The 15246-nt window shown below is 70.6% G+C and carries 13 protein-coding genes; 3 read left to right on the forward strand and 10 right to left on the reverse strand.

Features of this window, described 5'->3' with window-relative positions:
• Position 1 precedes the first annotated feature (1 nt).
• Together pseI and pseH are read right to left on the reverse strand one after the other, a co-directional pair.
• A complete protein-coding gene (pseI, locus tag KLK06_RS00800; protein WP_250904722.1) occupies positions 2-1066 on the reverse strand; it encodes a pseudaminic acid synthase in 1065 nt (354 codons plus the stop codon).
• A complete protein-coding gene (pseH, locus tag KLK06_RS00805; RefSeq protein WP_214633296.1) occupies positions 1042-1563 on the reverse strand; it encodes a UDP-4-amino-4,6-dideoxy-N-acetyl-beta-L-altrosamine N-acetyltransferase in 522 nt (173 codons plus the stop codon). The genes pseI and pseH overlap by 25 nt, the downstream gene beginning before the upstream one ends.
• Before the next feature lie 155 nt (positions 1564-1718).
• On the opposite strand from pseH, the gene KLK06_RS00810 reads away from it, so the two are divergent.
• The 3 genes from KLK06_RS00810 to KLK06_RS00820 are packed head-to-tail and all read left to right on the forward strand — an operon-like array spanning position 1719 to position 5132.
• Complete coding sequence (locus KLK06_RS00810; protein ID WP_214633297.1) at positions 1719-3158, forward strand: glycosyltransferase family 2 protein; 1440 nt, start codon at positions 1719-1721, stop codon at positions 3156-3158.
• A 49-nt stretch (positions 3159-3207) separates the two neighbouring features.
• Positions 3208-4065 (forward strand): CDP-alcohol phosphatidyltransferase family protein, encoded by an 858-nt coding sequence (locus KLK06_RS00815; RefSeq protein WP_214633298.1) that lies wholly within the window; start codon positions 3208-3210, stop codon positions 4063-4065.
• A gap of 17 nt (positions 4066-4082) precedes the next feature.
• Positions 4083-5132 carry a sulfotransferase gene (locus KLK06_RS00820; protein ID WP_214633299.1) on the forward strand — a complete coding sequence of 350 codons (1050 nt, stop codon included), beginning with the start codon at positions 4083-4085 and terminating at the stop codon, positions 5130-5132.
• Between the two features lie 9 nt (positions 5133-5141).
• Here the strand turns inward: KLK06_RS00820 and KLK06_RS00825 are convergent, their stop codons facing one another.
• The 8 genes from KLK06_RS00825 to KLK06_RS00860 form a co-directional block, all read right to left on the reverse strand.
• Positions 5142-6206: a glycosyltransferase gene (locus tag KLK06_RS00825; protein ID WP_214633300.1), complete on the reverse strand. Its 1065-nt coding sequence runs from the start codon at positions 6204-6206 to the stop codon at positions 5142-5144.
• Entirely contained in the window at positions 6203-8836 is a 2634-nt protein-coding gene (locus KLK06_RS00830; protein ID WP_214633301.1) for a CDP-glycerol glycerophosphotransferase family protein, read from the reverse strand. Before KLK06_RS00830 ends, KLK06_RS00825 begins: the two co-directional genes overlap by 4 nt.
• Positions 8837-8931: 95 nt before the next feature.
• On the reverse strand, positions 8932-9618 hold the full coding sequence (locus tag KLK06_RS00835; RefSeq protein ID WP_214633302.1) for an SRPBCC family protein: 687 nt from the start codon (positions 9616-9618) through the stop codon (positions 8932-8934).
• A gap of 91 nt (positions 9619-9709) precedes the next feature.
• Complete coding sequence (locus tag KLK06_RS00840; protein WP_214633303.1) at positions 9710-10564, reverse strand: xanthine dehydrogenase family protein subunit M; 855 nt, start codon at positions 10562-10564, stop codon at positions 9710-9712.
• A complete protein-coding gene (locus tag KLK06_RS00845) occupies positions 10561-12876 on the reverse strand; it encodes a xanthine dehydrogenase family protein molybdopterin-binding subunit (RefSeq protein ID WP_214633304.1) in 2316 nt (771 codons plus the stop codon). Before KLK06_RS00845 ends, KLK06_RS00840 begins: the two co-directional genes overlap by 4 nt.
• Positions 12873-13355, reverse strand: coding sequence for a (2Fe-2S)-binding protein (locus KLK06_RS00850; protein ID WP_214633305.1), 483 nt, complete (start codon positions 13353-13355; stop codon positions 12873-12875). The genes KLK06_RS00845 and KLK06_RS00850 overlap by 4 nt, the downstream gene beginning before the upstream one ends.
• Before the next feature lie 71 nt (positions 13356-13426).
• Positions 13427-13630: a hypothetical protein gene (locus KLK06_RS00855; protein WP_214633306.1), complete on the reverse strand. Its 204-nt coding sequence runs from the start codon at positions 13628-13630 to the stop codon at positions 13427-13429.
• On the reverse strand, positions 13620-15179 hold the full coding sequence (locus KLK06_RS00860) for a PspC domain-containing protein (protein WP_214633307.1): 1560 nt from the start codon (positions 15177-15179) through the stop codon (positions 13620-13622). Before KLK06_RS00860 ends, KLK06_RS00855 begins: the two co-directional genes overlap by 11 nt.
• Positions 15180-15246 lie beyond the last annotated feature (67 nt).

The following is a 15246-nucleotide window of genomic DNA, read 5'->3' on the forward strand; positions in this document are numbered from 1 at the left end:
GTCAGACCAGGTCCCAGGTCAACGGTGTGCCGACCGTGGCGTCCCTGGCGAAGCGGCGGCCCATCACCTGCGCCGCCGCCGCCGGAGGCAGCCCGCCGGCCGGCCGGATGGAGCGGACGTTCTGCTCCGTCACCGGCTCGCCCGCCCGCACATCCCGTACGACGTACAACGACCGCCGGAACCGGAGCCCCTCGCTCTCGGAGGCCCGCGGCCCGATGACCGCGCTGCCCAGCGACTGCCAGGCTCGCTCGCTCTCCACCACGAGCGCCGCGAGTTCGGTGGGCTCCAGCGAGAACGCCGAGTCGACACCCCCGTCGCCCCGGTCCACGGTGACGTGCTTCTCGATCAGGCAGGCGCCGAGCGCGACCGCCGCCAGCGCGGCGCCGAGTCCGGGCGTGTGGTCGGAGATGCCCACGACCGCGCCGGTGAGCCCGGCGAGCAGCGGCAGCGAGCGCAGGTTGCTCTCGGTGGGCGCGGCGGGGTAGGTCGCGGTGCAGGTCAGCACGGCGAGCTGGGCGCAGCCCGCGTCACGGGCGGCCGCCACGGCGGCGTGGATCTCGCCGATCGACGCCATGCCGGTGGAGAGGATCAGCGGCTTCCCCGTGGCGGCGGCGAGCCTGATCAGGGGGAGGTCCACGATCTCCGAGGAGGCGATCTTGTAGGCCGGGGCGTCCAGGCTCTCCAGCAGCTCGACGGCCGTGGGGTCGAAGGGCGAGGAGAACGGGATGAGCCCCCGCCGGCGAGCCTTGGCGAAGATCGGCTCGTGCCACTCCCACGGCGTGTGGGCCCGCTCGTAGAGCTGGTAGAGGCGTTCGCCGCCCCACAGCTCGTGCTCGTCGGCCAGGCGGAAGGCGGGGCCGTCGGCGTCGACGGTGATCGTGTCGGGGCGGTAGGTCTGCAGCTTCAGCGCGTGGGCGCCGCTGTCGGCCACCGCGTCGACGATGGCCAGCGCCTGCTCGAGGCGGCCGTTGTGGTTGCCCGACATCTCGGCGATGACGAAGGGAGGCTGGTCCGCCCCGATCGCGCGCCCGGCGATGGAGATCATGCGCTGTCGTCCTTCCTCCATGAGTCGTCCTTCCTGGTGAGTTGCACGGTGACCACGTCCCGGCGGACGCCGTCGATGTCGCGCGGGTGGACGGCGACCTCGGCGAAGCCGAAGCGCCGGTGCAGCCTCCTGGCCGCCTCGTTGCCGGCGAGCACCTGTCCGCGCAGCGTGGTCAGCCCCAGCGGGCCGAACGCGTGGTCGATGGCCGACCGCTCCAGCCCGATCCAGGCCGGCAGCAGCGCGCCCGACCGCTCCAGCCCCGCCAGATCGAGGTAGAAACCCCACTCGCCGCTCCGCGAGCCGGGGTCGAGGCCGGAGAACGTCACCACCCCCGCGACGGTCCCGTCGTGGACGTAGATCAGCACGCGGGTGGCCGGGTCGTCCTTTACCGAGGCCCACCACCGGGCGTGCTCGTCCTCGGCGATGACGTGGGTGGTGAAGCTGGCCGCCCGCACCTTCGGGTGGTTGCGCCATCGGCGGATGGCGGGCAGCTCATGGTCGTGTACGGCTCTCAGCACGGCGTCTCCCTACTCAGCGCGCTCGACTGACTGCACAACGTAGCGGATTCATCCGGCAAAGAGCTGATCAGGGGGCGGTAGCGAAGGTCGTGCGGGGGTGATGAGCGAGGCATGCTGCCCTCGACCCCAACCCCGACCCAAGGGAGCTTCTCGGTATGACGCCCATGCTCAGCGTCGTCGTCCCGATCTACAACGTGGAGCCGTACATCGCCGAATGCCTGGAGTCCCTGGCGGCGCAGACGCTGGAGGACATCGAGGTCATCCTGGTCGACGACGGCTCCGTGGACGGAAGCGTGCGGGTGGCGCGGGAGTTCACCGACCGCGATCCGCGCTTCGTCCTGTTCGACCAGCCGAACCAGGGCCCTGGTCCGGCGCGCAACGCGGGGATCCGCCGGGCCCGCGGCACCTATCTGACCTTCGCCGACGGTGACGACGTCGTGCCGCCCAAGGCGTACGAGCTGCTGGTCGGGTCGTTGCGGGAGAGCGGCTCGGACTTCGCGTGCGGCGGGGTGCTGCGCATGAAGGAGGGGGAGCTGGCCGTGTCGTCGCTGCACGAGAAGGTGTTCAGGCGGCATGTGCCGCGCTCGCACATCCTGGACCGGCAGGTCCTGATCAGGGACCGCACGGTGTGGAACAAGGTCTACCGGAAGGACTTCTGGCACGAGCACGGGCTGGAGTTCCCGGCGGGGATCTATGAGGACGTGCCGCTCAGCATGCGGGCGCACGTGCTGGCGACGGGCGTCGACGTGCTGCCCGACATCGTCTACCACTGGCGCAAGCGCGAGGAGGGGGAGAGCTCCATCACGCAGCGGCGGGCGGAGCTGTCGAACCTGGCCGAACGGCTGACCGCCATCCGGGCGGTCCGGGCCTTCCTCGAGGAGAAGGCGCCCCAGCTCATCGACGCCTTCGACGGCCTGGTGCTGGAGAAGGACCTCCTCTTCCTGTTCCAGGCGCTGGAGTACTGCCAGGACGACGAGATCGGGCCGCTGCTCGAACTCTCGGAGCAGTGGATGGCCGGGATGAGCCCCGTCGCGCTCGGCTCGGTGGCGTCGCTGCGCAGGCTCGAACTCCACCTGCTGAGCCGCGGCCTGGTCAAGGAGCTGCGGGAGGTACGCAGGTTCAGGCGCGAGGCGGTCAACGGCACCCCGATCCTGCCGCACGAGGTCGGCTGGTACGGCGACTACCCCTACTTCCGCGACCGGACCCTCAAGATCCCCGACGCGGTCTTCGAGGCGAGTGAAGAGCTCAAGCTGGTGGCCACGGTCGACGAGTGCGACTGGACGGGGGACCGATTCGAGGTACGCGGCGAGGTGTACATCCACCGGGTGCCGCAGCAGCCGACCCGGGTCGACATGTGGCTGGCCGACGGCGAGCGCCGGGTGATGCTGGACGTGGAGCGTACGGGCGAGCGGGGTGTCCAGGTGGCGATCGACCCGGGGCTGCTCGAAAAGGGCGGCCCGAGCTGGCGGCTGCATGCCCGGGTGGAATTGTGCGGCCTGGCGCTGAAAGGGTGCTTTCGCGAAGGTGAGGCGCAGAAGGTCTGGCGGCTGTCGGTGCCAGGATGGTCAAGAACCTGCATGGACATCACCCAGTAGTTCCAGAGAGTAATTGGAACACGACGGCGCGTCGCCATGCTTGGAAGCCATGAGGACCTATTCGCTCGATGACGTCTACGCGACACGCAAGCGGAGAGACTCCTGGTGGACCGTGTACTTCGTGGACCCGGTCGCCTGCCGGGCCGCTCTGCTGGTGGCCAACCGCACGCGGTTGACGCCCAACCAGCTCACGGTCCTGTCACTGGTCCTCGGCATGGTGTCGGCCACTTTTCTGGCGATGGACCGGCTGGCCGCGGGGGCGGCCATGTTCTACCTGAGCTTCATGGTGGACTGCCTGGACGGCAAGATCGCGCGGCTCAAGGGCTCGGGGACGCCCTTCGGTCTGTGGCTCGACTACCTCGGTGACCGGATCAGGGTGGTGTTCTGCGCCGCCGGGCTCGCCTACGGACAGTACGCGATCACCGGCGACGTCGGATACGTCGTCATGGGCGCGGCGGTGGCGGTGGTCGACCTGATCAGGTACGTCAACGCGCCGCAGATGAGGCGGGTCCGCGAGACGGTCCGGGCTGAGGCCGAAGCCGAGACCGGCGCCGAGGCGGAGACGGAGGCGGATGCGGACGGCGCGGGCCAGGCGGAGGACGACGAGGTCGAGGTGTGGGTGCCGCGCCAGCGGCCACCGCTCAGCCGCAGACGTCGTCTCACACGGCGGATCAACAAGGCCATGGCCCGCCGCCGGATCCGTTCTCACCTGATCAGCGGCATCGAGTTCCACGCCGCTGTGTTCGTGGTCGCGCCGCTTCTGGGACCCGTGGCGCTGATCCCGATCTCCGCGGTCGCCAGCGTCCTGCTGCTGGCCAATGAGGTCGTCCTCGTCCGCCGGATGTGGCTTTTCATACGCAAGCACCGCGTGCCCTCCAAGGGGAGCCGAGAGCACGTTCTCGTCTAAGTTTTCGGGGGTTTTACATGTCAGACCGGCCCATCTTCGTCGTCGGGTGCCCGCGCTCCGGCACCACGATGCTGCAGCTCATGCTCCACTCGCACCCGCGGATCGCGGTGGCGCCGGAGACCAGGTTCCTGGTGCCGGCCTACCATCGGCGGCGGACGTTCGGCGACCTGCGCGTCGAGGATCGCCGCCGCGCGCTCGCGCAGTGGATCTCCAGCGACCGCAGCACCAAGTTCCACGAGCTCAAGCTCGCCAAGGACGACTACGTCCGGCAGGTCGTCGAGGGGCCCGGGTCGCTCGGCTCGGTGATCGGCACCACCTTCCGCATGTACGCCGACCGGTTCGACAAGCCCCGCTGGGGAGACAAGCGGCCGAGCTACGTCAAGCAGGTCGACATGCTGCTCAGGCTCTTCCCGGACGCCCAGTTCGTCCACCTGATCAGGGACGGTCGCGACTGCGTCTCGTCGCTGAAGGAGATGCCCTGGTACACGCTGGACTCCTTCCACGCGATCTCCACCTGGGCCGAGGCCATCGACGCGGGCAACAAGCTGAGGCGGACGATGCCCGAGGACTCCTACTACGAGCTGCGGTACGAGGACCTCACCGACGACCCGGCGACCGAGATGAAGAAGCTCTGCCACTTCCTCGACGAGGACTTCGACCCGATGATGGTGTCACCGCGGGAGGCGGCCCAGGTGGCGGTCCCGCCGCACAAGGTCTGGCACCGCAACACGCACGAGGAGGTCACCCGGAGCAGGGTGGGGAGCTGGACCAGCCGGCTGGACGGCTGGGAGATCGCGCTGTGCGAGCAGGTGCTCGGCGCCCGGCTCCAGGCCAACGGGTACGAGCTCACCGGCGCGCCGGCGGCGGCCAAGGAGCACGTGCTGTCCCTGCAGAGGACGATGCAGAAGCGCCGCGCCGGCCGGATGCGCAAGGCGATGCGCGACCGCATCAACCGGCTGCGCGAGCCGAGCCCGGTCGCCGCGCTGCTCACCTCGACGCAGCAGGTGCTCGCCGGGGTGCCGCAGCCGCGCAACGAGTCGCCCGAGCTGGCCCAGCGCGCGGGGTAACCGCCGGGCTCACCGCGCCAGGTGGGCGAACAGGGATTCCCAGCGGTCCAGGACGTGGTCGAGCCGGAAGGCGCCGGCCCGTGCCCGAACGGCGGCGCCCAGGCGCCGCCGTTCGCGCACCGAGCCCATCAGCCGGGCCAGCTCCACGCCGAACGCGGCCACGTCCCCGGCCGGGACGAGCACCGGCCCGGCCGACCGCACCCCGCCCGACACGTCGAACGCCACTGCGGGCACCCCGTGCGCCGCCGACTCCAGCAGCACGACGGGCAGCCCCTCGTGCTCGCTGCTCATCCCCACGACCGCCGCCTTCAGGTACTCGCCCGGCATGTCGGCGGCGGGCACCCGGCCTCTGAACACCACCCGGTCCCCGACGCCCTCGCGTACGGCGTGCGCGCGCAGCCGCTCCAGCTCGGCGCCGTCGCCGATCAGGTGCAGCTCCCACGGCGGCGGCGGCGCGGCCCTGGCGAACGCGCTGATGAGCCGGTCGAACCGTTTGATCCCCTCCAGCCGCCCCACTCCCAGCACCCTGAGAGTGTCCAGCTCGGACACCGCCAGCGGCCAGCGCGCCAGCGGGTTCGGCAGGGTCCAGGTGTTGGGCAGCAGCGCGTCCTCGGAGAAGCGCCAGGCGTCGTCCTCACTGAGGAAGACCGCCTGGTCGAGATTGGGGTAGTGCCGACTGATCGAGCCGAGGTGCCAGCAGCCGCGGGCGTGCTCGTACGAGCCGTGGTACTGCCCCACCGGACGCAGCGAGCGGGGCAGCAGGGACGTCAGCCGGGTCACCACCCCCGGCGAGGTCAGCACCGCGAAACCGGCCCGCATCGGGCCGAGCAGGGCGGCCAGCCGTTCGTCGGCCCGCCGGCGGGCCCGCGGGCTCTGCGGTCCCACGGGCTCCGGGCTGATCACGTGGTGCCGGTAGCGCGGCGCCTCGACGTAGCGGAACGGCGCCGCCGCCCGGTGCAGCCCGACCACGTGCACGTCGTAGCCGCGTCCGGCCAGCCCCTGCGCCAGCGTGTGCGTCACCTGCTGGATGCCGCCCAGCGTGTCGGCGTCCATGCACGCGAACATCACGGTCATGACGCCGCCCGGTGCCCGAAGAAGGCGTCCACGACGCGCGCGGCGGCGTCCCCCCGCTCGTCGGCGCACCACAACCGATGGAAGGCCGCGTACCGCTCGGCATAGGCCGCGTGTACGGCCGGCAGCTCCCGCAACGCCGCCACCACCTCCTCGGTCGTCGTGACGCACGGCCCGGGGGCGATGGCCGGCAGGTCGTGGTAGACGCCCCGCTCGGTCAGCCGGTACTCGTCCCAGTCGTCGATCAGGAACACCATGGGCTTGCCGGTCAGCGCGTAGTCGCACATCACCGACGAGTAGTCCGTGAGCAGCGCGTCCGAGGCCAGGATCAGGTCGTTGATCTCCGGGTACGACCCGGCGGGCCGGACGAAGTGCCTGAGGTGCTGCGGGATCCTGAAACGTTCCACCGGGTGCGTCCGCAGGATCAGCACCCACTCGCCGGACAGTTCCTCGGCCATCAGCTCCAGGTCCGCCCGGACCGACCGCCCGCTGTTCTTGGCCCGGTCGCGATAGGTGGGCGCGTACAACAGGGTCTTCCTGCCCGGCGGTATCTCCAGCCGGGCCATGACGTCGTGCCTGGTCTCCCGGCGCACCAGCGCGTCGCAGCGCGGCGTGCCGTACCTGAGGACCCAGCCCCGGTAGCCGTTGGACGGCAGGAAGATCCGCGAGAACTCGGCGCTCGGCGAGATGAGCGCGTCCCAGCGGGCGACGGCGGCGCGCCACTCGTCGCGCGGCCGGTCGAAGTCGGCGCGCAGGTCGGGCGCGTCGAAGCCGACCGACTTGATGCCCTGGCCATGCCAAGTCTGGAGATAGCGGGTTCCGGGCGGTTTCGGATAGTTGAGGGGGAAGCCGTGGCTGTCGACCCAGATGCCCGCACGGGCCAGCAGCCACACGTAGTGCCAGCCGCCGCGGCGGACGAGCCGCGTGTCGCTGGGGAAGTTCGCCCGGTCCCTGGCCACGGACCAGACGACGTCGATCGGCAGGTTCCGCCGCCGCAGCTCCTCGTAGATGGCGCGCGGGCTGCCGGTGTAGCCCTTGCCGACGTCGGCCTCGAACAGGGCCAGGTTGCGGCGCGGCGGGAGCAGGCGGATCACCGCCTTGTAGAAGCGCAGTTTCATGGCCGGCGTGCTGAGCCGCTTCATCAGCCGGCGCTTGATTCTCTGGCGCAGCGACGGGGCCGATGGCGCGCGCACGTGCAGGTACGCGGCGTTGCCCTCGGCGGTGATCGTGCGCCCCCGCAGCGCGATCGGCTCCATGGTGGGCGGGGCCATCAGCCGGTCGGTCGTGGTGCGGCCGTCGGAGATCCTGGTGAAGCCGATGCGCGGATCGCACGAGTCCGCGGGCGTGAAGGTGATCTCACTCACGTACCCGCCGTCACCGGACGGGACGGGCCTGATGGGGACGCGTTCGCCGCCGAGCTGGAGGAAGGCCGCCCATTCGCTGGGCAGCATCCCAAAAGGGTCGTAGGAGTGCACGACCATTCGGATCCGCTCGCCGTCGGCGGCGATCTCGGTCACCTCGTGCCGCAGCCGGGCCGCGGTGTAGGGCAGCTCGGCCATCCGCAGCCGGGTGATGTCCATGCCGGGCGTGACCGTCGTGCCCCAGTACGTACGGCCCGCGTGCCGTACCGCGGTCCGCGGGGCGGCGCACGGGTAGGACAGCGACCGGGCGGCCACCATCAGGTCGTCGACCCGGTCGTCGAGGATGAGCCGGCAGCAGACCCGGGCCATCGGCTCGATCCGCTCGAACGCCTCGGCCGGCACCTCCTCCAGGTACGGCCGGACGATCGAGACGAACTCCCTGACCCACGCCCGATCGCGCCTGGGCAGCGGGTTGAGGTACACACGCAGGTCCTGCCTGAGGAAACGGTGCTGCCTGGCGGGCACCAGGTCCCCGGCGTCGTGGGCCCGCAGCAGGTCGTCGCTCAGCCGGGCCGCCGCCACACGGTGCCGTACGTTGTCCAGCTCCTTGATGTTGAGCGAGATGGAGCTGTCGTCGGATGCGCGGTGCCAGTGGTAGACCACCCAGGGCACGACCGCGAACCGGCGCGACATGGCGTACAGCCCGGCGGCGAAGACGTGGTCCTCGTAGTGGATGTCCTCCGGGAAGCGCAGCCCGTTCTCGCGCAGGAAGCGCACGCTGTAGAGCTTGTTGGTGCTGAAGGAGTCGAGGAACAGCTCGGGCTCCTCGCGGATGCCCGCCACGACCCGCCGCCTGGCGAACAGCGACGGGTAGTAGGGCGCCAGCCGCCCGCTCCTCTCGTACAGCCGCGAGATCTGCCCGGCCACGAAGTCGGCGCCGGTCCGCTCGATCTCGCCGAGCAGGCTCTTGCAGGCGTGCCTGGGCAGCTCGTCGTCGCTGTCGAGGAACATCACGTACGGCGCCGCCGCCGCGTCGAGACCGTCGTTGCGCGGCGCGCCGCAGCCGCCGCTGTTGGTCTGCCTGCGCAGGTAGCGGACGCGTGGATCGCTCCCCGCGAGCTCGCCCGCCACCCGGGCCGTGTCGTCGGTGCTCGCGTCGTCGGCGATGATCACTTCGAGGTCGCGCAGCGACTGGCCGAGTACCGAGCGCACGGCCCTGGGCAGGCGGGCCGCGTCGTTGTAGGTGATGATGACAACGGTGCAGTCCGGCATGCCATCTCCCCGAAGGTCCCTCGAAATAAGACATGTGGGGATGAACTTCCCCGGCTCCGAGTGAAGTGTCCGGACTTGATGGTCTTTTTGCTGAATCAGCGCATGAGGCGTCTGATCAACCAGCCGATGAACAGCAGCGCCGCGAGCGCCCCGACGACGGGAGCGAGCCGCTTCAGCAGCGGCGTCCCGGCGATCTCCAGCAGGTCGAGCGCCTCCTCGTCGGGCGTGAGCGACGTACGCAGCGTCCCGGCGGGCCGGACGTCCTCCTCGGGACTGGGCACCGCGCTCAGCCGCGGCCCCTCCTCCTGAGGTACGGCGGGCGCCTCATGGGCGGGCTCGGCCAGGAGCTGCGCGAGGTTGCCCGCGAACCTGTCGATGAGCTTCGCGCCGACCTCGGCCATGACCCCGCGCCCGAACTGGGCGGGCCGGCCGGTCACGTTGAACGACGTCTCGACGAAGACCGCGGTGGACCCGTCGCCGGGCGTCAGCGTGGCCTTGACGGTCGCCGAGGCCGTGCCCGCGCCGCGGGCCTCCTTGCCCGACGCCTGGAGGGTAAGCGTGTGAGCGTCCTTGTCCACGTTCTCGAACCTGGCCGAGCCGCGGTAGGTCACGGTGATCGGACCGACCTTGACCTTCATCCGGCCGGTGAACTCGTCGCCCTCGAAGATGTCGAGCGAGGCCCCCGGCAGGCACGGGGCGACCCGTTCGACGTCGAGCAGCACGGCCCACGCCTGCTCGACCGGCACCGGAACACTGAACTCGTGCTCGAACCGCATCGCCATCGATCCGCTCCTCTCCCGTCACTGCGCCCCGTCTGTTTGCGACATTACGTCTGAGAGGGGGCACCCCGGAAGAGGTGCCCCCTCGAACCGGTCAGGGGGATCCGGCGGCGTTCAGAATCGCGCGATGGGTCAGCACCCTGGCCAGATGCCGGCGATAGTCGGGCTGGGCGTGCAGGTCGGAGGGCGGCGAGGTGTCGGCCGCCGCCTCCTCGCACGCCTGCCGTACCTGATCGCCGAGCTGGACACCCCGCAGGGCGGTCTCGACCGCGCGGGCCCGCACGGGCGTCGGGCCCATGTTGGTCAGGCCGATCCTCGCCTCCTCGATCGCTCCGTTGGAACGCTTGACCGCCGCGGCCACCCCGACGATGGCCCACGACTGCGCGGTCCGGTGGAACTTCTCGTAGTGATAGCCCCAGCCGGCGCCGAGCTTCGGGATCCGCACCCCGACCAGGATCTCTCCCGGCCGCAGCGCCGACTCCAGGTAGTCGACGAAGAACTCGGCGGCGGGTATCTCCCGCTCGCCCTCCGGCGACCTGGTCACGAAGACGCCCTCCAGCGCCAGGACCACCGCGGGCAGGTCGCCCGCCGGGTCGCAGTGCGCCAGCGAGCCGCCGAACGTGCCGCGGTGCCGCACCGCGGGGTCGGCGACCTTCGTGGTGGTGAGCGCCACGAGCGGGCAGTCGGCGTTGACCACGCCGGAGCGCATCACCTCGTCGTGCGTGGCCATCGCGCCGATGAAGACGTGGTCGCCACGGTCGTGCACGCCCGTCAGCTCGGGCAGGCGGCCCACGTCGACCAGCTTCGACGGGTAGGCCAGCCGGAGCCGGAGCAGCGGGAGGAGCGACTGCCCGCCGGCGAGGACCTTGGCGTCCTCGTCGGCGGCGAGCTCCTGGACGGCCTCGCCGAGCGAGCCTGCGCGGACGTAGTCGAACTGAGCCGGGATCATCGCAGCGCCCTCCAGATCCGCTCGGGTGTACATGGCATCTGGATGTCGTGCACGCCGCGCGGGCGCAGCGCGTCGACGATGGCGTTGACGACGGCCGGAGTCGAGGCGATCGTGCCCGCCTCGCCGACACCCTTGGCGCCCAGCGGATTGCTGGTGGCCGGGGTCTCGGTCCTGTCGGTGACGAAGTCCGGCAGGTCCATCGCCGTCGGCAGCAGGTAGTCGGCCATCGTGGTGGTGAGCAGGTTGCCCTCCGCGTCGTAGACGGCCTCCTCGTACAGCGCCTGCGCGACGCCCTGCGCGATGCCGCCGTGGATCTGGCCCTCGACGATCAGCGGGTTGACCACCTTGCCCACGTCGTCGACCGCCACGTACGAGCGGATCTTCGCCATGCCGGTCTCGGTGTCCACCTCCACGGCGCACAGGTGGGTGCCGTGCGGGAAGGAGTAGTTCTCCGGGTCGAAGGTGGCGTCGGAGTCGAGCCGCGCCTCGACGCCCTCGGGCAGGTCGTGTGCGGTGAACGCGGCGTAGGCCAGCTCCTGGATGCTCTTCTGGGAGTCGGTGCCTTTCACCTTGAACACGCCCTCGGCGAAGTCCAGGTCGTCGGGCGAGCATTCGAGCATGTGCGAGGCGAGCTTCCTGGCCTTGTCCTTGACCTTGTCGCACGCCTTGAGCACGGCGATGCCGCCGACGGTCAGTGAGCGCGAGCCGTAGGTGTCCATGCCCCGGGGCGCGATCGCCGTGTCGCCGTGGAGCACCGTGATGTCCTCGAACGGCACGCCGAGCGCGTCGGAGGTGATCTGGCTCCACGCCGTCACGTGTCCCTGGCCGTGCGGGGAGCTGCCGGTGACGACCTCGACCTTGCCGGTCGGCAGCATGCGTACCGAGCCGTGCTCCCAGCCGCCCGCGCCGTAGTTGGCCGCGCCGAGCATCCTGGACGGGGCCAGCCCGCACATCTCGGTGAACGTGCTCACGCCGATCCCGAGCTGGACCGGGTCGCCCCGGTCACGCCGGTCGGCCTGTTCGGCGCGCAGCTTGTCGTAGCCGAACAGCGCCATCGCCTTGTCTGTCGCCGCCTCGTAGTTGCCCGAGTCGTAGGTCAGCCCGGAGATGGTGGTGAACGGGAACTCCTCGTGCTTGATCCAGTTGCGCCGCCGCACCTCCAGCGGGTCCAGGCGGAGCTCGGCGGCCAGCTCGTCCATCATCCGCTCGATGCCGTACGTCGCCTCGGGGCGGCCCGCGCCGCGGTAGGCGTCGGTCGGCATCTTCGTGGTGAAGACGCCCGTGCAGCCGAACTCGTAGGCGTCCATCTTGTAGATGCCGTTGAACATCGACGCGCCGAGCAGCGGCACGCCGGGCGTGACCAGCATCAGGTAGGCGCCCATGTCGGCCAGCAGCTCCACCTGGAGCCCGCGGATCCGCCCGTCGGCCTCGGCCGCCAGCCTGAGATGCTGGATCTGGTCGCGGCCGTGGTGCACGGTCAGGTTGCCCTCGGAGCGGGACTCCGTCCACTTGACCGGCTTGCCCAGCCGCTTGGTGAGCAGCAGGCACAGCACCTCTTCGGCGGTGACCTGCAGCTTGGAGCCGAACCCGCCGCCGACGTCGGGCGCGATCACCCGGATCTTGTGCTCGGGGATGCCGGTCACCACGGCCAGCATGACGCGCAGGACGTGCGGGATCTGCGTGGCCGACCAGAGCGTGAAGGAGTCGCCGTCGGTGGTCGCGAGCACCGACCGCGGCTCCATCGCACTCGGGATCAACCGCTGCTGGATGTAGGTCCGGTCGATGACCACCGGCGCGTCCCTGAAGGCCGCCTCGACGTCACCTGAGGTGATCTTCACGGTGAACGCCTGGTTGCCCGCCTCGTGCACCTTGGGGCTGTCCGGGGCGAGCGCCTCGTTCATGTCGAGTACGGCCGGCAGCGGCTCATAGTCGACCTCGATCGCCTCCAGCGCGTCCGCGGCCAGGTAGCGGTCGGTGGCGACCACGCAGGCGACGGCCTCGCCCACGTAACGCACCTCCGACACGGCCATCGGGGGGTGATCGGGGATCACGATGTCCTCGCTCACCGGCCACGCGCACGGCAGGCTGCCCTGTTCGGCGGCGAAGTCCTGGCCGCTGAACGCCGCCACGACACCCGGCAGGTCGCGTGCCGCCGAGACGTCGACGCCGGTGATCCGCGCGTGCGCCATCGGGCTGCGCAGGAACATGACGTGCAGCATCCCCGGCTGCCGCAGGTTGTCGGTCCACTGGGTGCGCCCGGTCAGGAGCCGCGCGTCCTCCTTGCGCTTCCTCGCCTTGCCGACCTCGGTCACGGCGTCCTCACCGCCTGGCCCATCTCCTGTGCGCCCCGCCGTACCGCGCGGACGATGTTGCAGTAGCCGGTGCACCGGCAGAGGTTGCCTTCCAGGCCCTCCCTGATGGCGTCCTCCGACGGGTCCGGATTGTCCCTGAGCAGGTCGATCGCGGCCATGACCATGCCGGGCGTGCAGTAGCCGCACTGCAGGGCGTGTTCCTCGTGGAAGGCCTGCTGCATCGGGTGCATCGACCCGTTGGCGCCCAGGCCCTCGATGGTGACGATGTCGCAGCCGTCAGCCTGTACGGCGAGCACCGAGCAGCTCTTGACACTCTTGCCGTCGAGCATCACGGTGCAGGCGCCGCAGTTGCTGGTGTCGCAGCCGACCGGGGTGCCGGTCTTGCCCAGACGTTCTCGTAGCAGGTGAACGAGAAGGAGTCGCGGCTCGACTTCCTCCTCGTACTTGACTCCGTCGACGGTGACGGCTATCCGAGGCATACGTCCTCCCCAGAGGAGCGCGGGAAACGCGGACAAAGCCAACGTACGCTCGTGTTTTTCCCGGTCAAGGGTTACTTGCCGCGGATCACCCGCGCGATTACCGCCACGAGGCCCGCGAAGCCCAGTCCCACGATCACGAGAGACACCAGGACCAGGGGGTCCGTGATCGCCCGGGTCAGGATCAGGATGCCGAGCACCACGAAGAGCGTGCCGCTCAGCAGCGCCATCCAGTCGGTCCTGTGGACGCTGCGCGGCTTGTCGACCTCACGCTGCACGTCGCACCTCCATGTCGCCGACGCCGCCCCTCAGGTTCAGCACGATGGTCGAGACGGCGCCCTTCGGGCGCGTGTCAGGCTCCAGCACCTTGTCGAACTTGACGTCGACGCCGCCTCTGAGTGATTGGTCCACCTTGATGTCGCCGACCTTGTTGCTGGCGTGCACCTCGACCCTGGCGGTCGGCGGCACGATCACCGTCAGCTCGCCGATCGAGACCTTGGCGTTGAACGTCAGGCTGGTGCCCGGAGTGAGCTTGAGTTCGGACAGGTCGAGCCGGCCGTCCCCGACGCCTACGTCGTAGAGCTTGCTCGCCTCCGCCACGGTGGTCGGCCGCCAGACGAAGTCGCCGACATTCCGTGGCAGGTCCCCGAGCATCAGGCCGAGGCCGATCAGCAGCGCGACCATGGTGCCGATCGCGACCAGTCCCGCGCCGCGGCCCCACCAGGCCGCGATGAGCAGCCCGGCGCCGATGGTGACGAGTACGGCGCCGCCGACCAGGGTGGGACTGACCCCCGAGGCGGACCTGGCTTGGACCGCCACGACGATCCCTCCAATGATGATGGCCAGCAACATGGTGATGGCGCCGATGAACGATCTGGGCCGCTTCCGGCGGGGCGGGGACGGGGGCGTCGGCCGGCCGTACAGGGCGGGGTCGTACGGTGAGTAGCCGCCGGGCCGCCTGCTCGGGTCGAGCGGCTGGTAGGGGCCTCTTGGCGCGAACGGCTCGCCGTAGGCGACGGCGGTCTTCGGCTCGGCTCGGAAGCGCGGCGCGGCGGGCGGCGGCGTCTCGCCGGCGGGCCTTTGGAACGGCGCCTCCTGAGACGAATCCCGGGTCGGCTCCTGAGTCGGCTCCGGATATGGCTCAGCCCGGGCGGTGGCCGGTTCGTCGAGCGGTGCATCGGCGGCGACGGGGTTGACGCGCGTCGGGGCGGTCGGCGGCTCGGGGCCGACGGGCGGCGCGGGCTCCGTCACCGGCTCGCGCGCGTACGAGTCGGCGGGGCGGGATCGCGGAAAGCCCGCCGTGGGCGCGGTGGGGCTCGGGATGGGCGAGTGGGCGAAGTCGTACAGGAACGGGTCGGGCTCGCCCTGTGGGGGACGGCGGTTGAGCCGCTCGGGCATCGACCGGACCAGCCCGAGCAGGTCCACGCCGCTGGTGTGCGCCGCGAGCAGCCCGATGGCCAGCATCATGCCGACCACCAGCGTGCCGGTGCCGAGCCAGACCGACGCCAGGTTGATGCCGAGCCCGGCCGCGAGCACCGCCGCGAGCAGCGCCATCACGGTGTCGGCGGCGAAGTCGCGCCGGGTCCACTGCTCGATGTAACCGGGCCGCCCGTTCGGCTCCTTCATCAGCAGGAACGCCGCGATGTACAGGAACAGCCCCACCCCGGAGCCGAACAGCAGCACCGTGAAGCCCACGCGGAACACCACCGGGTCGATCCCGGTGTGCCGCCCGAGTCCGGCGCAGACTCCCATGAGGAAGCGCCCCTCGCTGCTGCGTCGCAGCGCGCTGGGCGGAGCGGCCGGTCTCTTCGGCGGTGCTTCTGTCATGTCACTATCGTGGCCCCACCCGGCGGCGATCTCCATCCGGGAGACCCCTGACCCGACCCGGGGGTTG

It is taken from the genome of Nonomuraea sp. NEAU-A123 (assembly GCF_018603905.1).
In the GTDB taxonomy this organism is placed as follows: Bacteria; Actinomycetota; Actinomycetes; order Streptosporangiales; family Streptosporangiaceae; genus Nonomuraea.